Origin of the sequence: Acinetobacter sp. P1(2025) (assembly GCF_051390655.1) — a bacterium.
Classification (GTDB): domain Bacteria; phylum Pseudomonadota; class Gammaproteobacteria; order Pseudomonadales; family Moraxellaceae; genus Acinetobacter; species Acinetobacter junii.
In genome coordinates, this window is the sequence record NZ_JBPKBJ010000043.1 from 1 (window position 1) to 20,296 (window position 20,296).

24 protein-coding genes are annotated in these 20,296 nt (G+C 36.2%); 9 read left to right on the forward strand and 15 right to left on the reverse strand.

Annotation, left to right across the window (positions count from 1 at the left end; genetic code table 11):
* Positions 1-56 precede the first annotated feature (56 nt).
* The 4 genes from ACSC97_RS11775 to ACSC97_RS11790 all read left to right on the forward strand — a co-directional run bounded on the left by ACSC97_RS11775 (position 57) and on the right by ACSC97_RS11790 (position 3,814).
* Positions 57-1,166 carry an adenine-specific methyltransferase EcoRI family protein gene (locus ACSC97_RS11775; protein ID WP_436661064.1) on the forward strand — a complete coding sequence of 370 codons (1,110 nt, stop codon included), beginning with the start codon at positions 57-59 and terminating at the stop codon, positions 1,164-1,166.
* A 2-nt stretch (positions 1,167-1,168) separates the two neighbouring features.
* The gene (locus tag ACSC97_RS11780; RefSeq protein ID WP_120384336.1) at positions 1,169-2,047 is read left to right on the forward strand and encodes a hypothetical protein; all 879 of its coding nucleotides are present in this window, start codon (positions 1,169-1,171) and stop codon (positions 2,045-2,047) included.
* Positions 2,048-3,214 (forward strand): HNH endonuclease family protein, encoded by a 1,167-nt coding sequence (locus ACSC97_RS11785; protein WP_436661066.1) that lies wholly within the window; start codon positions 2,048-2,050, stop codon positions 3,212-3,214.
* 132 nt (positions 3,215-3,346) lie between these two features.
* On the forward strand, positions 3,347-3,814 hold the full coding sequence (locus tag ACSC97_RS11790; protein WP_436661068.1) for a hypothetical protein: 468 nt from the start codon (positions 3,347-3,349) through the stop codon (positions 3,812-3,814).
* Between the two features lie 112 nt (positions 3,815-3,926).
* On the opposite strand, the gene ACSC97_RS11795 is transcribed toward ACSC97_RS11790, so the two are convergent.
* From ACSC97_RS11795 to ACSC97_RS11835, 9 genes are all read right to left on the reverse strand, one after another.
* Positions 3,927-4,337 (reverse strand): hypothetical protein, encoded by a 411-nt coding sequence (locus ACSC97_RS11795; protein WP_436661070.1) that lies wholly within the window; start codon positions 4,335-4,337, stop codon positions 3,927-3,929.
* A 43-nt stretch (positions 4,338-4,380) separates the two neighbouring features.
* Positions 4,381-5,286 (reverse strand): hypothetical protein, encoded by a 906-nt coding sequence (locus ACSC97_RS11800; RefSeq protein ID WP_436661072.1) that lies wholly within the window; start codon positions 5,284-5,286, stop codon positions 4,381-4,383.
* Positions 5,283-6,068, reverse strand: coding sequence for a hypothetical protein (locus ACSC97_RS11805; RefSeq protein WP_436661074.1), 786 nt, complete (start codon positions 6,066-6,068; stop codon positions 5,283-5,285). Before ACSC97_RS11805 ends, ACSC97_RS11800 begins: the two co-directional genes overlap by 4 nt.
* Positions 6,069-6,836 (reverse strand): hypothetical protein, encoded by a 768-nt coding sequence (locus ACSC97_RS11810; protein ID WP_436661076.1) that lies wholly within the window; start codon positions 6,834-6,836, stop codon positions 6,069-6,071.
* Between the two features lie 61 nt (positions 6,837-6,897).
* Positions 6,898-7,587, reverse strand: a complete 690-nt coding sequence (locus tag ACSC97_RS11815; RefSeq protein ID WP_436661078.1) for a helix-turn-helix domain-containing protein — start codon at positions 7,585-7,587, stop codon at positions 6,898-6,900.
* A gap of 217 nt (positions 7,588-7,804) precedes the next feature.
* Positions 7,805-8,926, reverse strand: a complete 1,122-nt coding sequence (locus tag ACSC97_RS11820) for a tetratricopeptide repeat protein (RefSeq protein ID WP_436661080.1) — start codon at positions 8,924-8,926, stop codon at positions 7,805-7,807.
* A gap of 56 nt (positions 8,927-8,982) precedes the next feature.
* Positions 8,983-9,294 (reverse strand): hypothetical protein, encoded by a 312-nt coding sequence (locus ACSC97_RS11825; protein ID WP_436661082.1) that lies wholly within the window; start codon positions 9,292-9,294, stop codon positions 8,983-8,985.
* 54 nt (positions 9,295-9,348) lie between these two features.
* Positions 9,349-10,284 (reverse strand): tetratricopeptide repeat protein, encoded by a 936-nt coding sequence (locus ACSC97_RS11830; RefSeq protein WP_436661084.1) that lies wholly within the window; start codon positions 10,282-10,284, stop codon positions 9,349-9,351.
* 99 nt (positions 10,285-10,383) lie between these two features.
* Positions 10,384-11,256: a tetratricopeptide repeat protein gene (locus ACSC97_RS11835; protein ID WP_436661086.1), complete on the reverse strand. Its 873-nt coding sequence runs from the start codon at positions 11,254-11,256 to the stop codon at positions 10,384-10,386.
* A 510-nt stretch (positions 11,257-11,766) separates the two neighbouring features.
* Between ACSC97_RS11835 and ACSC97_RS11840 the strand changes: the two genes are divergently transcribed.
* The 3 genes from ACSC97_RS11840 to ACSC97_RS11850 are packed head-to-tail and all read left to right on the forward strand — an operon-like array spanning position 11,767 to position 12,754.
* Complete coding sequence (locus ACSC97_RS11840) at positions 11,767-11,973, forward strand: hypothetical protein (RefSeq protein WP_436661088.1); 207 nt, start codon at positions 11,767-11,769, stop codon at positions 11,971-11,973.
* Between the two features lie 18 nt (positions 11,974-11,991).
* Positions 11,992-12,438 carry a hypothetical protein gene (locus tag ACSC97_RS11845; RefSeq protein WP_436661090.1) on the forward strand — a complete coding sequence of 149 codons (447 nt, stop codon included), beginning with the start codon at positions 11,992-11,994 and terminating at the stop codon, positions 12,436-12,438.
* Positions 12,413-12,754, forward strand: coding sequence for a hypothetical protein (locus ACSC97_RS11850; RefSeq protein ID WP_436661092.1), 342 nt, complete (start codon positions 12,413-12,415; stop codon positions 12,752-12,754). The genes ACSC97_RS11845 and ACSC97_RS11850 overlap by 26 nt, the downstream gene beginning before the upstream one ends.
* Before the next feature lie 83 nt (positions 12,755-12,837).
* On the opposite strand, the gene ACSC97_RS11855 is transcribed toward ACSC97_RS11850, so the two are convergent.
* The 4 genes from ACSC97_RS11855 to ACSC97_RS11870 all read right to left on the reverse strand — a co-directional run bounded on the left by ACSC97_RS11855 (position 12,838) and on the right by ACSC97_RS11870 (position 14,754).
* Positions 12,838-13,197 (reverse strand): hypothetical protein, encoded by a 360-nt coding sequence (locus ACSC97_RS11855; protein ID WP_436661094.1) that lies wholly within the window; start codon positions 13,195-13,197, stop codon positions 12,838-12,840.
* 15 nt (positions 13,198-13,212) lie between these two features.
* Positions 13,213-13,524, reverse strand: a complete 312-nt coding sequence (locus ACSC97_RS11860) for a hypothetical protein (RefSeq protein ID WP_436661096.1) — start codon at positions 13,522-13,524, stop codon at positions 13,213-13,215.
* A 366-nt stretch (positions 13,525-13,890) separates the two neighbouring features.
* Positions 13,891-14,307, reverse strand: a complete 417-nt coding sequence (locus ACSC97_RS11865; RefSeq protein WP_436661098.1) for a hypothetical protein — start codon at positions 14,305-14,307, stop codon at positions 13,891-13,893.
* A 21-nt stretch (positions 14,308-14,328) separates the two neighbouring features.
* Positions 14,329-14,754, reverse strand: coding sequence for a DUF1064 domain-containing protein (locus tag ACSC97_RS11870; protein WP_436661100.1), 426 nt, complete (start codon positions 14,752-14,754; stop codon positions 14,329-14,331).
* Between the two features lie 492 nt (positions 14,755-15,246).
* On the opposite strand from ACSC97_RS11870, the gene ACSC97_RS11875 reads away from it, so the two are divergent.
* Together ACSC97_RS11875 and ACSC97_RS11880 are read left to right on the forward strand one after the other, a co-directional pair.
* Positions 15,247-15,684, forward strand: a complete 438-nt coding sequence (locus tag ACSC97_RS11875) for an H-NS histone family protein (RefSeq protein WP_436661102.1) — start codon at positions 15,247-15,249, stop codon at positions 15,682-15,684.
* A 219-nt stretch (positions 15,685-15,903) separates the two neighbouring features.
* On the forward strand, positions 15,904-18,357 hold the full coding sequence (locus tag ACSC97_RS11880) for a hypothetical protein (protein ID WP_436661104.1): 2,454 nt from the start codon (positions 15,904-15,906) through the stop codon (positions 18,355-18,357).
* Positions 18,358-18,408: 51 nt separating this feature from the next.
* Here ACSC97_RS11880 and ACSC97_RS11885 read toward each other — a convergent pair whose 3' ends face one another.
* A complete protein-coding gene (locus tag ACSC97_RS11885) occupies positions 18,409-19,602 on the reverse strand; it encodes a surface-adhesin E family protein (RefSeq protein WP_436661106.1) in 1,194 nt (397 codons plus the stop codon).
* Positions 19,603-19,613: 11 nt separating this feature from the next.
* Positions 19,614-20,267, reverse strand: a complete 654-nt coding sequence (locus tag ACSC97_RS11890; RefSeq protein WP_436661108.1) for a nuclease-related domain-containing protein — start codon at positions 20,265-20,267, stop codon at positions 19,614-19,616.
* Positions 20,268-20,296 lie beyond the last annotated feature (29 nt).

The following is a 20,296-nucleotide window of genomic DNA, read 5'->3' on the forward strand; positions in this document are numbered from 1 at the left end:
CAAAGCGATTGATTGTAAAGACATTCGGTTAATTTAATATAAATTTGGATTTCAATATGAACAGCGTTTTGAAAAATACGAATCTCTCAAAAGCAAGATCAGCTAAAAATGATGAATTTTATACTCAATATGTTGATATTGAAAAAGAAATGAATGCTTACTTAGAATTTGATTCAAATGTATTTAGAGATAAAGTAGTTTTATTGCCCTGTGATGACCCTGAATGGAGTAATTTCACATTATATTTTGCTCAAAATTTTAGTCGGTTAGGCTTGAAAAAACTTATAAGCACAAGTTATGCCCCTAAGAACAAACAAGGTGATCAATCTTATCAACCTTCATTATTTGAAGAAAAAAGCCCTCAATTTGATAGTGATAAATCTACTGCTTGTGGCAAGTTTTTTGAACTAGAAAGCGATATAACTAAAGATGGCGTGGTTGATATTAACGATATTCATTGGCAGTACCTCAAAGGTGATGGTGATTTCAGAAGTGATGAAGTCAAAGCGTTGCGTGATCAAGCCGATATAATTGTAACCAACCCCCCATTTTCCCAATTCCGTGATTTTATTGCATGGATTATGGAGGGTGAGAAAAAATTTGCGATTGTTGGGAATATGAACTCCCTTACTTATAAAGATATATTCCCTTTGATTCAAAAGAATATCGTATGGCTTGGTGCGACAATCAGTAGTGGTGATCGTGAATTTAGAGTTCCTGATAGCTACCCTTTAAATGCAGCAGGGTTTAGGGTTGATAGCGAGGGTAATAAATATATTCGAGTAAAAGGTGTTAGATGGTTTACCAACATTGAACATGGACGTAGACACGAACCATTACAACTAATGACAACCGCAGACAATAAGAGATTTAACTCTAAAATTGAAGGTAAAAATGCTTATCAGTTATACGATAATTACAATGCTATTGAAGTGCCTTTTACCAATGCTATTCCTAGTGATTATGATGGTGTTATGGGCGTACCAATTAGTTTTTTAGATAAATACAACCCTGAACAATTTGAAATTTTAGGCATGGATTTTTATGTAAAAGATGATCTATTAGAAAATATTGCTTTAGCAGAATGGCGTGGAAAATTAGATCGTGCATATCTCAATGGAAAACGCTTGTATTCAAGAGTTTTAATTTGTCATAAGAGAATTTAAGCATGGATATTTACTATGTTGATTGTGTGAATAATACACTTCTGAAAACATCCGATAATAATTTTCTTTGTCACTCATTTTCAAATATTCCATTTAGAATACAAAAAATCACTTTAAGTCCTAACAATGAACGTAGCAAAAATATTATTCAGACTGCTAAATCTAGGTTGAGTTCTATACAATTTAATTCAGCTAGTTCATCAGGAGTTGCTAGGGATGAAATTGAGATTAAATTAAAATCATTTTGTGGATTGATAATAGAACAACTATGTTTTTCTATGCTTACTCACTACAACAAAAATCCCAATGTTGTAATTGAATTGGATAGTGGTAATAACTCTATTGATCAAATAGATTTGAAAATTCATAAGAAATGGCTACAGCATGGTTCGGATGATTATAAATCTCTTACCAAGACAGTAGAGATACGCTCATCTTTTCCATTTAAATCAATTGAAAAAGTTGTTTCCCAAGATTTTGACATACTTGGTGGGTACAAGAATGATATTAAAAAAGGAGAAATTGAAAAAGATTTTTACCTTAGATTCTTGTTTGCCTTAGATTATAAGTCTGATTATTACGTGAAAGAAAATGGAAAAATTCATTATGGTAAAACTACAACTAAAACACTAAAGGAATGTTACTTTGATAATGACTTAAACTTAAAAAGAGAGCTTGTGATTTTTTTCATTGGCGGTGCGACAAACGCAATGATGTTGGATGAAAGCATTGCATATCTAGGTTCAATGACTTCATCAAACTTTAACATCAATCAAAATGCTGAATTTAAGAAAATTAAAGTAAGGAATGGACTAGATTGTATCGCAATCATGCAAATGATGCTGAATGTGATAACAACAGAAGCAAGTCAGGGGAAATAAATGCAAACAAATTTAAATACCAAAATCACGATCAAAGACCTATGCGAAGGCTTTATTTATAACGAACTTGAGGGAAAAGGTTTATTTGGCTTGTCGGGTAAATTGACTATTCAGCCTGAATATCAACGGAATTATATATACGCAGATGGTAAAAAAGACGTAGCTGTTATTCAATCCATTTTAAAGGGCTATCCATTAGGATTAATTTACTTTAATCAGACAGGTGATGATACTTTTGAGGTGTTAGATGGTCAGCAAAGAATCACAAGTATTGGACGGTTTTTAACAGGAAAGTTCGCTATATTTCTTGAAGGTAGCAAAACCCCACAATATTTCCATAGTTTACCTAAAGACCAAAAGCAGAAAATACTAGATACAACGATCTTAGTTTACGAATGCAATGGTACTGAAACCGAAATTAAGGAATGGTTTAAAACTATCAATATATCGGGTGTTCCACTTAATGAACAAGAACTACTAAATGCGGTGTATTCAGGCTCATTTGTTACATTGGCGAAAGCCCAATTCAGCAACTCTCAAAACGCTTTAATTCAAAAATGGAGTAGCTTTGTTAGTGGTAGTGCTATTCGTCAGGATTTCTTAGCTACAGCCCTAAATTGGGTGAGTAAAGGCAATGTTAGTGATTACATGGGGCAGCACCGCCACGACAATCATATAAACGAGCTAACTACTTATTTCAACACTGTTATAGATTGGGCGAGTACCATTTTTCTTAATATTGAAAAAGAAATGAAAGGTTTAGAATGGGGTAGCTTGTACGAAAGCTATAAAACCATTGCTTACAACCCGACTAAAATAGCTGATGATGTTAAAAGACTGTATGCAGACCCTTATGTAAAAAACAGAAAAGGAATTTTTGAATACATATTGGGCGGTGAAACTGATACACGCTTATTGGATGTTCGTATATTTGACGATGCAACCAAGCGAAAAGCTTACGCATTACAAACCAATGACGCTAATCAAAAAAGTATCTCAAATTGTCCGTTATGTGCCAATGGTAACAATGCTAATAAGACAAAGATTTACTTACTCAAAGAAATGGATGCAGACCATGTTCAGGCTTGGAGTAAAGGCGGTGCAACAACTTTAGATAATTGTGAAATGCTTTGCATTACACATAATCGAAGTAAAGGTAATCGTTAGTAATATTGGTTTTGTATAGATTGCTGATAGTTATTTTTAAAGAAGCTAAATTTAATTTGGCTTCTTTCTTATTAAATAATTGATTATTATAATTTTGTGCGGTTGCTACATAATATCGTTAATGCATATACAATGAAAAAAATCCTACTCTGTTTGGCGGTTGGTATCCTTGTTTCAGGGTGTGATAAAAAAATTGAGGAACCTGAAAACTTTGGCGGTAATGCCATTCATCAAGATTCACGAAATAGTCCAACACCTGAACAAATGAAACGTGAAAGTGAAAACATTGCATACTTCAAATACATTAAAGATGCACCCAAAAGAGCCTTAAAACAACAAAGCTATAATATCGAATTTATGAAAGGGCATTTCAAACACCCAAATCGTGCTGTGGTTAAACCAACCTCTGCAAACTGTGGCACAGTCAAATCCAAAGATTTTGGTACTAAACCTTACCGCTATGTCATTAACTTTCCTTACTACTACATCGACACCGATTCAGGTTTCCTTACCAATAGTATAATCCCAATGACAAGGGAAATATTTGACGAAAATTGGCAAAACAAAGAGTGTGAATCACCCAATAATTCAGATCAGTAGATTCACTTACAGCGATCATTTCGCATAAAAAAAAGATTCATAGCTCTTGGTTATGAATCTTTTTTTATTGGCTGCACTCTAAATCATAAAAACACAGCCTTAAACCCTAATTTTACGCCCAATGCAATTCATACATCTCGGGGCTATACAACTTCACAATTTCACCAAAATTACCAAAAATTTGCTGCTCTAATTCTTCACTCATCACCGTATGGTCATAAATCGGATAGGTTTCGCCGTTACCCAATAAAATATACAGGCTGATATTCTCACCACTATGAGCAATAAATCTGACCTCTGATTCATCAACAGAAAAAACATGATTCAACACCGTGTATATATCATTGTCCTTAATCTTAATCACATCCTCACCATCAAAGACCTGAACCAATTGACAGCCAAGCTCCACCAACTGCTTAAAAAAATGATCCAATATCTTAAGTTCTAATACGCATTCATCTGACATACCGCCCAAACTATTTGCGATAATTTTATCAAGGTAATTCGTAGTTTCTGTTGTCATGGCTGTGCTTCCTTTTTATTACGATTCAAAATATCAGTCGGTATTAATAGTTTTGTGATGATGACAATACATACTCACCTTTAACACGGTTCAGTACATATCGGTTAATTTTATTAAATTTCTCTACTTTTTCCTTATCCTCATTATAGTGATCACCTTTATATTTAATCTCAACAGGATAGTCTTGCACATTCGGCTGTTCTACCGTTCTATATTCAGAGCTATATTCATAACTCAACGGCGATTGTTCGTCCTCACCATAACTACCGCTATTATCACCTGAACTTTCGGCAATCAGATAACCTTTAACTTCTGTTTCATTTAAGCGGATTAAGTGAAGATAATTGTCTGTTGCACCATAATGTGAAGCATGAAATGTCGTATCAAAAAAACCAACTTCATTCTCGCCTGTTTTTACGATCCGATGACTAAGACCTTTTACATCTAAGGCAACATCACCATAAGTTGAAGCATAATCAAGATTGTTCTTTGATCTCGACACTAGATCATACGTGCCATTGGCATTCTTCTTAAAAATATAAAGATCAACCCGACCACTAGAACACGCATGACAGGTATCAGAAAAACCATAACCATCAGGTCGATCATGTTCATCAAAGCTTTGCGCTATTTCACGCTTTTTAACATAGACCAAATATCTATCTTCATTATTGGCGTTTTTATAGGGTTCAGGTGGATACAGGAATGCCAAATATTGAGTTTTAGCATCATTCACACCCACTTGAGGAAGTTTAAAATCATCCGTGAGCTTATCTTGATCATCCAACGCCTGATAACGATCCACTTCTTCTTGCATATCCCGCATAGAGGCATTAAACATTTTGGGATAAAAAGTTCTAAACACCGATTTAAAGCCCAAATCATCTACCGTGACAGCAAAGGTATTGCTACACACCATTAAGGCAAGAGGTAATATAAATTTTTTCATTTTTCGTCCAAATCCCCCTGATCTTCATTATCCCCAAAGAGATATTTTTCTGTTTGATGCAAAGCGATTTCATCTAGCTGTTGAAGTAACGCCGTATCATCACGCAACAACTCTAAAGCTGCTGCATGAAAATATCGAAAGTACCGTGATTTATTTCGGATATTCAGATCATCTTTTTTTGCACTTTGCGCTTTTAAAACAAATTGATGAACAGCCTTACGAGTAGCACTGATCCCCCGATTAATGAATGCGATCTGCTTTTGGAAATCTTGTTCATTGCACACCTTATGCACTTCATATTGAGTAGTCAAAAATTTACGAAGTTTACTCAAATAGTCTAAAGCTTCACGTAGATGTTCTTCACTTAGACGCTCACACAATTCCCCGACTTTAGGACAGTTCGCAATAATCGGGAGTGAGTGATTTAGAGTTTCTGTGAGGCTTGGCCCTTGATCTTGATTATTGATCAGCTTTTCGGTGTTACCTCGCTTAATCACGATCACGCCATTACTTTTGCGATTTGCACGAATAATGGTTAAAGCTTTTTTAATCTTGTCAGTTTCATTGCTGACTAAAGCAAGATTATCTTTTGCCTGATTCAGTTCGTTTTGTGCGACACGTGTTTCAAGCTGTTCAAGATATTCATCACGCTTTTTCTTGTAATGTAGCAAGGCGTTTTCAAGATCAGCTTCGCTAAACTCTTGAGCGACCTCGACATAGCTTTTTAGGCGTTTAACCTGATTGGCCAATCTATGTTGGGAATTAAGTTTGCTGACTGACATTTATTCACCCTCAACCACTTCATCTAAGGTTTCATCTAAGATTTCTTTTGCCTTAATTTTAGCGGTTTGCTGAATTTCATCCAACAAGTCGGGGTACTGCGCTTGCAATAATTCAACGGCGATTTGATTAAATGTATTCAGGTAAGCATACGTCTTTTTCAAAGGTACTGCTTTCTTAGTCTTTTTAGGACGATTGGCCACTTCAATTTGATTAATAGCTCTGCGGGTACGATCAATCTGATTATTAATTTCACGAAGTTTGCCTTGATAAATCTCGGTGAGTGATGGCTCTTTATTTTGATTGAGCGCATTCACCATGACCTCACGACATTCACGAATATAAACAAGCGCATCTTTGAGAATATCTAGCTCAAAATCCTCTGTGAGTTCAGTGACCTTTCGAGCAGCTTGGATAATTGGCACAATACTGACCAAAGGTTCAGGAACCACAGGCAAATTGACTGATATAGTTTTTTGCACAGTTGCCATTTTTTCTTGTTTAATTTGAATCGGTTTTTTCTTGACCTTAAGGATTGCAATTGCCTTATTGAGTTTGGTTGTTTCTAGGCGAATCCCTGCCAACTCGTTATTAATCTGTTCAATCTCATAACCATCAACCGATGAATCCTTACGTTCAAGTAAGATAGAACGCTGTGACTGTTGGAACTGTAAAACTTGTTCTAATTGATCTAATTTAAACTTCGCTGCCAAATCAACATGATTTGGAATTTCCAACACTTCTACAATAATATTCCGATCTATACTCATGGTCGCTATCCTACATTTTTAAATTAACGCTATATCTACTGAACTACTGCAAAGCTGACTTTTATTTTTCACCCTGATCGTCTAACTCGCCCATCATCATTTTATCGAACATCGGAATGTAAACTAACCGAAAGACAAAATACAAAAACCGATTAAAATCACGGCGATTGGCACTAAACAGAAAATCTTGATGATCCACTTGGGTTTTAAACAAGATTTTGTCATCCCCTGATAGTTCTTCTACCTGTTTCACTTCGGGGTTATACCCTGTTGCCTGATCAATCATTCGTTCAAAGGTAGAAACTTGCTGATAGACCGTTGGGACTAGGACAACATTAGCATCCATCAACCGATTAAATTCGGTAACGAAACGTCTTTGAATGGACTGTTCCAAGATATATAAAAAGGCATCATTGTTGCGAATAAGATGCATAAACCACACAGGTAAATTTAGCATTTCATCTTCTTTAATCTTCGCATCAAGATCAGTAAACATGCTTTTATTGAAATCAAGATCATGTAGATCATTCAAGCTATAACGAGGATGGGTTGAGGTTGCCAAACAAAAAGCAGTCCATGTCTGCGCCGTTGGCTTCTTTGCACCTGATTCGTACAGCGACCAAATATTACGACCACTCAATCCCGCCAAAGTTGCACATTGCTCTTGGCTTAGTTTTAATTTGCCACGAATCGCCCTGATTTCTTCGGGTGAAGGTGGTTCACACAATATATCTTTAGAATGGGTTTTCACTGAATCATCCAATGAATCATTTGTATAACTTAGTATAACATTGTATAACTAAGTATAGCAATGTATAACTAAGTAAAACATTCCCAAAATTTTAAAATAACCATAAAAAAAACTGATATATGCACGGCGCATATATCAGCTAGAGCAAAATGGTTTACGGTGCGAGTTTACATTGAACTCAATACGGTGCGAGTTTACATTGAACTCAACATTGAACTCAATGATGAAAATGAGATACCACAGCTACAGGGGCTTTTGCTTGTTCAGCCATTTGCTTAAGTAGTGCTTTGGCATTTTCATTACCAAGTTTTTCAGCTTTGATAAGGTTGCTTAGGGCTTCTTCATTTAACACGGCAAGTTTTAACCGATATTTATTGCGGTACTGCTCATTGTAGAGAAAGATATATGCCATTGCATAAAGAGCTTCTGAATGGCCAAGCTCGGCTGCTTTTTGAAAGAAATAAACGGCTTTATCTAAATCCAAATTCACTTCAATGGCATTGGCATAGGCTGAACCCAAGAAAAACTGTGCTTCTCGATCACCTTTTTCGGACGCTTGGGTTAAGAAGTCCACGCCTTTATCTACATCTTTAGCAACCAACTCGCCCAAGAACAACATACGACCATACATATACATACTGTCTGAATCGCCTTGTTCAGCCAATTTAATAATGGCATTAAAGCCTTGCTCAAGCTTTTGTCTTTCAAGCTTACTTTTTTGAGCAATATCATTTAAAGCTGTTTTGGCTTCTTGAATCCCGAACTCGTTTGCTTTTTTAAGATAGAAAATAGCGTTTTCATCATTTTGAGGTAGTAGCACACCCTCACTATAGATCGCACCTATAATATATTGAGCATAAGCAAACTCTTTATCTGCACTACTCTTAATTAACTGCACACCTTTGGTTGGGCTAGGTTCCTCAACAAACATATTATTAATATGGAGCGAACCTAATAAAAACTCGGCTTCGGCTCCACCAAGCTGCACCGCTTGATTAAGTATTTGGATTCCTTTAGTCGGGTCAGCGGGGATACCATTGCCATAGAGATACGCATTTGCGGTAATCACCATAGCCCCAAGATGACCTTGTTCGCTTGCCTTACTCGCCCAATAGAAAGCTTTGTCTTTATTAATTTCACACTCTACAGGGAAAGAACCTAGATAAGACACAGCCAATAGGTATTGAGCATTCACATCCCCTTTTTCGGCTGCCTTAGTCGCCCAAAACCGACCTTGCTTAGAATCACGTTCTTCGGCATTACCCAAGAAATAACTTTCAGCAATCTCTACCTGTGATGAAACATCACCCTTTTGAGCTTTCTTAATCAATTCCGACATGGTAAATGCTTCCTGTACAATTAAAGACAAAGTTTCTAAAAGACAAATACCGCTTATTATTTAGGTTTTCGGCGTGATGGTGGGTCAATCAAATCAACACGACACGGCGGTAAAGAGGCGGTTGGTCGATTGGTTCCCCTAAATGCAGCGTTTGAGCTTGGTACTTTATCCATTGTTCCGTGACCTGTTTCATCAATAACCTTAAGTCGTGTACCGCCATTTTCCATATCACGACACTCCCAAGCTTTTATCTGATTCGCATAATTATTAAAATCTTGAAAGGTTCTTTCACTAATAGGCGAGTTTGCATTGGCGTAAATGGATGCGAATGCTGAAACACCAAGAATTAAACACGATACCAATTTCATAAAATGAACCTCTTGTGGCTAAGTAAAGTTACAACGAGTGACAACAACATTAAATCAGTGGGTAAGATTTTCCGTGCGCTCAATAGTTTCTAAATATTTTGCTGCATCAACAGAACCCATTGCTTTTGCCTGTTTAAGTAGTTTAATTGCTTCCGTTCTGTCTTGTTGAATATTCTCACCAATCAACAACATCACACCGATGTGGTACATAGCACGTAAATGACCACTATTGGTTGCATCAACCAACAATGCAACTCCCTTATGAGTATCTTGTTCAAGATAATCAGCATGAATCAGGATAGGCTTAGAGTAACCTATATCAAGACAACCAAGCTCTTTGGTAACACCTGATAGATACATACGAGCCAAGTAATACATGGCATTTTTATCTTTGAGCTTAACTGACTTTTCCATGTACTGAATTGCAAGTTTCACATCCTGTTCAACATGAAATCCATGTAAGTAAATGATCGCAAGTTGAGTGACCGCTTCTTTAAGATCATTTTCAGCCAAAACCTTAAAGATTTTGATGCCTCGTTCTATATCTTGATCAAAGAAATCACCATTGATTAACAATGATCCAAGCAAGAAAGTTGCGGGAATATGATTGGCTTCAACCGCTTCTAATAAGTAATCTTTACCTTTACGTTGTTGCTCTCTAGGTATAAACCGATCAAGTAAGAGTACCGCCAATTCAGCTTTAGATTCAACACAGCCTTGCTTTGATGCGCCATCAAGATAATGCACAGCTTTATCTCGATTACGTTCTACATGCTTACCCCGACTGTAAAAGATACCAAGCATCTGTTGAGCAAGCAGAAATTCAGCATCAGCAGCTTTTGTAATCCACTTAACAGCTTCAACTGCATCATTAGGCAAACCCATTCCCATGCGATTCAAGAACGCCATACCGTAATGATATTGGGCGAAAGGAATCCCTTGCTCTGCACTTTGGCGCATTTCTTCCATGATTTTATTATGATTACTCACAACCACTTTAAGCCTCTCACTTGATGCAAGCTCATATTATTTACAAGCCATTATATAATATATACCACACAAAACAAAATAAATTAATAACCAACACCCTTATGGTTTGTAGTTATCCCCGAATAAAGCTCTTATGGTTTCATCAATAGGTTTATCCGAAGCTTGGTGATCCGAAGCTCGGGAAAGATTAACCCGATTAAATTCATTCATGCGGTTTAAAGAAGGGATATGGCCCATGTCGGCTGCATGTTGATAAAGCTGCATAGCCTTTTGCATATCTTTCTCAACCTCTTGCCCTGATTCATACAGGGTAGCGAGTAGATATTCAGCTTCGGGGTTTCTAGTACGCATGGATTTCCCCAACCAAAAGAGAGCCTGATCTACATTTTTTTCAACCATATAGCCACTTAGGTAGAATTTAGCCAAGTCGTACTGCGCCATTGTAAAGCCAAGATTTGCGGATTGAATATAAAGATTTATGGCTTTTTTCAGGTCTTTTGGAACATGAACACCTTGCTGATAGATTTGAGCCAAGATATACGGCGCAATTTCATGGTCACTTGTTTGAGTTAAACGCTCAAGCCAATACACAGCTTTAGGGAAATCGGGTTTGATATACTGCCCTTGTGTGTAGATTTCAGTGAGAAGATATTGAGCATTAACCTGACCTTGTTCAGCAGCTTGATTTAACCAATAGATCGCCTTAGCGATATTCTGATCTACCCCATCACCAATGAGGTTATTCATACCTACTAAAAATTGAGCTTCTGCATGGCGGGCTTCTGCGGATTTCGTGTAAAGCGTGTTGGCCATTTCAAAGTTAAGAGGAACCTCAAGACCAAGAAAAAACTTACGCCCCCATTCAAACATTTCCATTGGATCATCCCTTTCTAAGACCTCGAAATAATCTGCTCTCAATTTCTTAGTGATCAAATCTGAATTTGGAAATTGAATGATATTGTTATCCGACATAAACCAATGCACCTAAAACCTAAAATAAAGTTTTTCCGATTAAAAAACACATTTCATCGGCAAAACTTAAAACCCTTATATATCAATGGATAGAGAACCATGAAAAACGGCGAAGTATCAATTTCCTGTATATCGGAATACCAAGCCCAATTCAATTCCACCCAACAATAGACCAAATGAAGATTACTCTATGGACGACCTATTCAACATAATCATATTCAATAAAGAATACCAATAAAGAATACTTAGCCATTATCCAATATAAATAACGCTAGAAATTATTACTGAATAACTTTAAAAAAACAATAAAAAAATATTTCACAAATTTAGTTATTTAAAAACAAAGGGTTAAAATTAATTGTATATTAAAATCAAACAATACAGCATAAACTATTATTATTTATAAAAATTTATATTAATCCTAGTATATTATATATAAATCAATTTCAATCTAATAGCACATTATCCTAATGCAGCAGTACCCGACAGAGAAAGTAAAGGATCACGCCCATGAATAAAGCCAAGAAACAAGCAAGCGAAAAGTATGAAAAGAAGCGACAAATTAAGTCTGTTTCATTCAATAAAATGCTAGAAAAAGAGCTACTTGATTTCGCCAACAGCGTAGATTTTAGTGAGTGGGTAAAAGATGTGATTAAACAGAAGATAGCTGCTCAAAAAAGCAAAGAAATTGCTAAACTAAAGTTAGAACAAGCATAGTCGGGTTGAATACTCAAAATGAATAAATTGAATAAATTTGCATGGCTTTTCCCTTTACTGTTATCGGGTACGTGTTATGCACAAGCGTATAACTCTATAGATGCGAAACATCTAGTTAATCGTTCAGTAGATGTATGTGGCATTATCACCGAGATCAATCCATCAGTGACCTCACCGCAAATTTTAATAGGTCGGCCCTACCCTTATCAGCACATTCAATTTAATGTTCGCCCATTTATATTTGATCAAATCAAAGATTCAATTCAAACCTATGAAACGCTGTGCGCTCATGGCATGGTGATCCGTTCAGGGCGTTTTCTTGTGATCAATGTTTCCAATCTAGATAACATCTACAGCCCGACTACACGCTTTGCACCGCAAAACGGCGGTATTTACGATGGGATATTCCAAAATCCCGAAGCCATAAAGGACAATGACGATGACGAACAAGACAATGCCCCTTGATGCGACACAAGCTGATCTTGATGAAGCATTGGTACTGACTGTTAGTTTTAGTTGTTACTATGCGGAACCGTATGAGGTCGATATTACGCTAGAAGATGACAATAACCGCATGTTGGGATTAGAACAAGGTTGGAACAAAGCAATAGAACACTACTGCCCTGACCGCATTACCCAAATGAAAAAACAACTTAAGCGCAAACTTGGTGGAGTTTATAGTTTTCACGATCTAAGTGATGTAGTTCTAAGTTTCATTGACGAAAACAGGAAAAGAGAGGAAATTTCAGTTCGTACAAACTATGCAATGCTTGGCCTATAGAATTATAATGAAGGTCTTAGGCATCGTAGTCTAAAAGGCCAAAGCCCCAATTTCATATTGGGGCTTTTTTACGACTACAGATTTTAAACTGCTTCCAAACCTAAGCTAACGGCTCCCTGATATTTCAATTCATTCAATAACGCCACAACATCATCAACAGAATTAAAATTTTTGATTGTGCGCTGATCATCATTCAGTAAATATGAGTGTTTACGTTCAGACGATCCATTCGCTTTCTTAAGGATAATTACCGAATACACCACACCACTTGGCGCAACTTCGGCACTTTCAAACAATGAGCCTTGATCTGATTCCTCATCAAACAAAGCCAAGACGCTTGCAACAGAACGGCGTTCTTGCAAACTAATTTGTTTAATCACCACCTGTTCGACAAAATCATGCTGAACAAGCGTTTTTAATTCTGCCTTTGTAACATTCGCCATAAAATCCCCCTGCCTTTAAGCAATATATTGAACCACAGGGTATAGACTACATTTCGATTCCCGCAACTGTTCAATCGCCTGATCCACTGAATCAAAAAGCCGAATGAACTTTTCATCATCATCAAGCATATACGATTTGCTTAATTTACGCCCCAAATCGGGTGATATTGTATGGACGTATATAACGTACTTATTCTTATCGTGAGGCTGATTTTCGATTTCCAAATCCCGTGCAACCCCCTCAAGAGCTTCTAAATCAAGCTGTGCAATATATACACTTTCAAGAACATTGTGACGACTTAAAACCGCAAGTTCTGATCTTTTCATACCTAACATAAAGCACCTTTTTAAAAAAAATTAATCCATTTTTTATAAAATCTAATTAATTGCCATTAAATATAATTACTTAGATTAAATAAATCAAAAAACCTTATTCCAATATATACAAACTTAAATTAATATCAGGAAGTAACAATCACTAACATAAACTTACCAAGAGTTACATTATGCGCCCAATAATCATTACCGTTTGCGCCCTACTATTTGCCTTTGTTTGCATTACTCTATTAACAGGTTCGGATAACGCCCCATCAGAGTTCCAATCAAAGTTTTTGTCGCTGTTCACTCGATTTTTCTAATGAACCATTCGCCAACGCCGTGCTAGTAACTAGCACGGTGTAGCCAATCTTTTAATTAATGTTTAATTTCATTTATCCGTGTTTTCGGATCATTTTCAATATCCTTTAAACGAACCGTTATCTCAACAAGAGTATCAACAGCATGGGTATTTGCCATAAATTCCTCTGTGAGCAACTCACAAACAGCGATTAAGTCGGAAGTTTGATATTGGCCCAACTCTTTTAGAAATTGCTTTGAATCCATGTCATCAACGTGAACTAAGATGAAATCAATAATCTCTTTTTGAATATCGGGGATTTTCAAAGCCAAGTCTTGATAGCTATCATCTGATAAAGATCGCTTACAATCAGAGAAAAAGGCACTGATATGGTGTGTATGTGGACGCACATCTTCCTCAAAGAAAAAATACAGGTTTTTTCTCACTAAGCGATTAGATGAACTATTTGAAAAAATAAATTGTTTTAAAAACATAATCACATCCCTCTATATAAGTTATATCTCAACAATATCTATTTTCCACCGAGCTTTCATTAAGTGTTTCTTCAATCGGTAGGTTGATAAAGAGCGAGTTCTAATACTTTTCACATCTTCCACAACTAGCTCGTTGGTGCTATTTAGAATATAGGTAAAATCAGCAAAATAACGAATAGGTAATTTTTTTCTTTTTTCATATTTAAACTCGACAGCATCCTCTAGCACGAATCGAACCTGACACTGTAAATCTCTAATTATTTTTGCTTTCTGCATATAAATCAGAGTGATGTATCGGTCACGCTCTTTGACGCTATCGAACTTACGCCCATCATACTCCACCCGACTATTACGATACTTGTTCTCTTTTTTTGTTTCTTCACCCTGATCTTTTTGGGGCTGAAAGCTACCCTTTGTGATCAAGGTATTAAACTCTTTTTCAGTCAATCGCAAGGCCATAACGATATACATATAATCTAATATTTAAATATCATTTTAGTTTAAATATATATTTATTTCCATAAAAATAAATAAAACATTAATAAATCAATCCATAGCAAATTAAATAAAAACAGAGGTAGGGAAACATATTATTTGCAAATAAAATTGACCAAAAAAACCGCCAAATAGAGGAAGTCAAAAAACCGAGCAAGACAGTCCACCAAGAATGAGAAGCAGAGTGAGAGATTAATATTTCGGTAACAAAAAAAATACAATGCACGAAACATGGTATTTATTGAGAATATTATTAAAGCAAATATAAAGCGATTATTAGAATATTAAAGATTATTACTGCACATAACTAAAAAAAGCTGTTTTTTGCATCTTTTTTTAAAGTTTTTGAATCATTAAAATTGCTTATTAAATTTCAATATAGTAACTTCCGATTATTGAAAACTAAATTGTATTTAGCTGAAATATTTATTATATGAGGTCGTTATGTCTTTAAGTAAAGAGAATACTTTAACGCAAGAACAAGCTATGCAAATCGCCACAGGATTATCAGAACATAATGCTGCGGGCATTCGCAAAATCATCTCACTATTATCCGATGATCTTAATGACAAGATTAAAGAGGAAGTAAAGGTTCTGTATGCCGAGATGCTTCAAGAAGTTAAGAAATTGAATTTTGAAACGGTTGAGGAGTTTTTAGCAGAGGCACAAAGTCAGGGATTGGTTAAAGCTCCAAGCACCAAGAAAACCAAAGTGGTTCCAATCCGCTATCGTGACACAGACCTTGAACTTGCTGAAAAGAACACATGGACAGGTCGTGGTAAAAAACCTGTTTGGTTGCAAAATTACATCAACGAAGGTCGTGATCTTAGCGAGTTTCTTGTTGAAAAAGAAGGTGAAGCGGAAGCCGAAACCGAAGCTTAATCATTTAATAGCCCTGATTTAAAATTGGGGCTTTTTTTATTATAAGGTAAATAACAGCTAATTTATTGCCCGATTATGTCATCAGGTGATATATACCAAAAATATAGAATAAAAAATACTCAAAACCCATTGAAAACATATATATTGACTTAACTATTCAAATTAAATACTATTTATTTTATCAATAAGAAACATCTATCTATATCTCAAGGAAAATTCATGCAACAAATATTGCTATTGGATAGTATTAATTTGCACTATTCAGCAAATATACTACAGCAACTTTCCAAAAAATTCGCCAAGACGATTTTGATCTACCAAGAGAATATAGCCCCATATTCAATAGATGAAGTTGCCCTGCTTTCAGACCTTTTTAAGAAAGATTTGATTGAAATGTACAAAGCCCCGCCATTAACGGATAATGGGAATGATGTATTCACTCTTTTTTATCTTATTGGGCTATATAAGAATAACTTTGATGAAATCCACATTAGTAGCAACTCTGTTTTTTTTCAGCAAAAAGATTTAGACCTGAATGATATTTTAAAAACACCGCCAAATAAAATCCATATTGAACATATACCAACAACATACATCACAACAGATTACGCCTATAAAACGGCTATGACTGCAATATCAGAACAATCAATCAACACGCCTCAACCACTAAAGAAACAACAGCTAGATGTACAAATTCCATCACAGCCAACGCAACCGACCATAGAGAAAGAGATCGTTGCAACCACGCCACCAAGCTCAAAAAATATAGCCGATGAATTTTCAATAAAAGGCATTTTTAACGATACATCAAACATCCCAACGCTTGATGTTCAAGAGCAGCAAAAACAAACAGCACCAATTCAAAATCCACCGATTAGCCAAGAATACCCAAATCACAGCACATATCAGGATGAATATGATGAAGATGATTTCCCACAACCTTTAAGCAATGAAAGCACAAGTTTTGCAGACAAGATGAAGCAAGAAGTTTTGTCACGCACAACTGTCAAAAATAATGGCAATGTGATTGCTGTTTTAAAGAAAGGTAACTCTCGCTTTAATCAGACGACTAAACATCACAAAGATAATGCTCAATCATGGAATAAAAAAGAAACCGCCCCTGTTTCAAATTCAGCAAATTATGCTATGAGCAAGGAAGATGAAATTGAGGCATTCCAACAAGCTTCACGCAAAGAAGCCTTTAAGGAATCGCTCATTCAGCTTACCGATGCAACCTACTTTTCTGAAAACAATCAGCACATCAATCCAAATACCTTAGTTGGTAGCCAAATCAAAGCTGAAAAACAAGGTTTGGTGATTGCCAACGGTAAAGAATTGAATGTTGTGCGATTAACCTGTGCAAGTTTTGTGAAGGCACAATACAACAACACCCCTGTTCCAAAAAATGAGATTCTTAATCTGATTGATCTCGCAATTTCAGAGGAAGGCGATACAACAGTAGAAGTATCCAATAATACGATTTTCAGCAAATTAAAACGTGCAAACGTACTGACTAAAACAGATTCAGCCGACCTATTTACGATTAATAAAGGGTTTGTTTTATATCTTTTAAACAATCACGAAATAGACACGATCAACTATACATTTGATCGTTACGAGAAGCTGTTAAGCAATCAAAAATACAATCAGCTTTTAGAAATGAGTATCTCTCTATCGCCAAAAGATGCCTGTATTATTGCAAGCCTATCAACACTAATCCTTACATCACAGAACTATAACGCTCGACCAAAGACAGCCGATGAATTTGAGAAAGCATTAATGCTCATGTTCTCAAACAATACAGGCGAAGTTCATTATGCAACGAGCCTACTCAAACGCTATGAAACGATCAACTTCTTCAAGGATGGGAGTGAGGTTTATAACGATCCGAAGTTGTTACGCCTATCTACATTGAAGTCGGCCCTTGAAAGTGAGAAAGCTAAATCTTTACCTGACTTAGCACAAGCTGTAGAACCAACTAAAGAAGTTGTAGAACCAACGAAGCAAGATATTGAGCCACCTGAACTTACGCTTGAGCCATCCCCTAATTTAAATCAATTGGATGCGAAAGCTGCAAAACAGGAAGTTATCAAAAAGCCATTCACCTTAAAGAGTGTGGAAACTTTTGATCTTTTGCGAAATACGATCCTTGCAATCAACACACCAAAGCCGATCACTGAAACCAAGCTTAAGGCAAAACTAGAGCCTTTAATTGGTGACTATGACACGGAAGAATTTTTAAACCGTGCAATCAGCTATTGGTTGATTTCAAAGACACCGAACCAAGCAAAAAATGGCGAAAATCAGTACATTGTTTCCAACCACATGAAAAAACGGTTAAAGCAAGATTTAGCAACTTATGAGTTGTTTGTGGAGCGTATTGCTGAAATCGTTGATTACTCAAGCTCGGTGAAACAGGTCAAAAATAAGGAACGTCTATTTTTAGGCTTATCAAAAATTCAGAATGATCCTGAAAAACGCCCTAAAATCTACAAAGGCATTTTGAGCTTAATGACACGTGCTTCGGGAAATGAAACGGAAGGAAAAGCCCTCACTCAAATTCTGCAAAATGTTCAACTGTTCAAGTTGATCGGTAAACGTGTGCAATTCCAAGACAGCGCAATTGATTATTGGAATATTCAGTACGAAGCTGAATCGCAAAAAACCGCTTAATTCTGCAAAAAAAAGGCCATATTAAATGGCCTTTTTTATATCTATTCAAAACTAAGAACAAACACTTTTATGAACAGAATCATTTAATGTATTTGGTGTGACTTTCTCAAACTTAGCACTACTACCTGAATAGTTTTTACGAGAAAGCTCTTTGCCTTTCAAGTCATAACGGATAGAGCTAAGTTTCATCATTGTGCCATTAGAGCAATCTGAAACCGTGCGTACCATCATTGATTCGCCTGTCTTGAACATGCCTTTCAAATTTTCATTAATATTGAACCGAGCTAAATAGGTAACACGATTGGTATTGCCATTTTTCTGAATAGATAATTGATCAACATACGCTTTAACATTGGTGCTAGTACCAACATAAGACCAATTATGATCCTTTGAATTAACATCAGTATTTTGAGTGGCTACGGCGTTAGCATCTACAGCTTTAGGGCTTTGCTGTTCAGCCACATTTGGGACATTGCTTGTCTGTGTTGCAACTGTAGTAGCAGAACTCGCCACCGCCATTAAATCATCACTAGCAACGGTTTGTTTTGGCTGAACTTGCTCGATAGCCTTATTTTTAGCAATCGGTGTTGTATTGTCAGGATCGTCAATTTCTTTTTGGATTTGGCTAACTACCTGTTGATTTACATTGTTTGGATCAACACCTTTAGGCAATGCGATAGCAACAGGTGTTTCAACTACAGGCGCAACAGGTAAAGCTTTAATCGGGGTTAAGGCTTTATTAATTGGTGGAGTTGGAGCTACAGGTGGAGTTGGTTTAGCGACAGGTGCTACAACAGGTGCTACAACAGGATTTTTACGAGCAGCGAGTTCTTGGCATAGCTTTTCATGCGCTTTGTACTGTGCGGAGTTCCGATCAAGATTTTGACGATCCTCATAACCCTCACCACCCGACATAATGGTAAGAAGATTATCCCTAGCATCAAAGATACGCAAACTTAGAATTTTTTGATCATGGGTAGTACAGTCATCTATCACATTAGATAAAACATAATTACCTTTATCTAACCCTGATTCTTTAGACTTAGACACCAACTTTGTAATGTAATTAATTTGGTTGCCTAGCTGACCATTTGGCTCTTGCTTGTACTGAATAGAATCACGATCAACATAACTTTCAGATATTTGAAGATCGCTAATTTTGCGCCAACTTTCAGCATGAACATGACTGACACCCGCAACCAACATTACGGCGACCATAATGGGTTTTATTTTAAAACTATTCATTAATGTTTATCCTACTTATAACGCTTTTTAATGTTGCTAATATGCTGTTTGTTCGTCTTGCGACTACGCTCAAGAGCAACCGATTGAATCTGATTTAAATAACTATCCACCTGATCTTGGCTGATAGCATTTTTTGGTAAACGCCAAAGCTTAAAAATAAACCCTGTACCTGTTTCAATTAATGGTTTTGAAAAGAAGGGTTTTATATCGCCTTTGAGCTTGGCACTTCCGACATTAACCACGAATCCTTGAATTTCATCAGGTGAGATACGGAGTATTCTTGCGATATTATTGATATGGCCACGATTCTGCTTAAGTGGATTAAACATATTGTTTTTATCGCCTCTACGATTAAAGTGCTTCCAATTCTGATCGTCTTTATTTCCGTAGATTGTTCCATTTAGATTTTTGGTTTCTATACAAAAAATACCTCTTGTAGAGATTACAAGATGATCTATTTGGGTGGTAGTACCGCTAGAGGTTGGGATCGTAATGTCATTTAACACATGGGATGATGACGACTTTAGCCAAAAATTTAGCTTTTTAGTGACAATAGCCTCACCCTTTCGGCCTTGCTCAATTCTTTTGTATTTACCGTTTAGGACACCAATAAGAATAAAAGCTATGACGACCAACACAATAATGAATACAGTTAATAAGTCCACAAGAATACCAAAAGATATAATTTAGATAA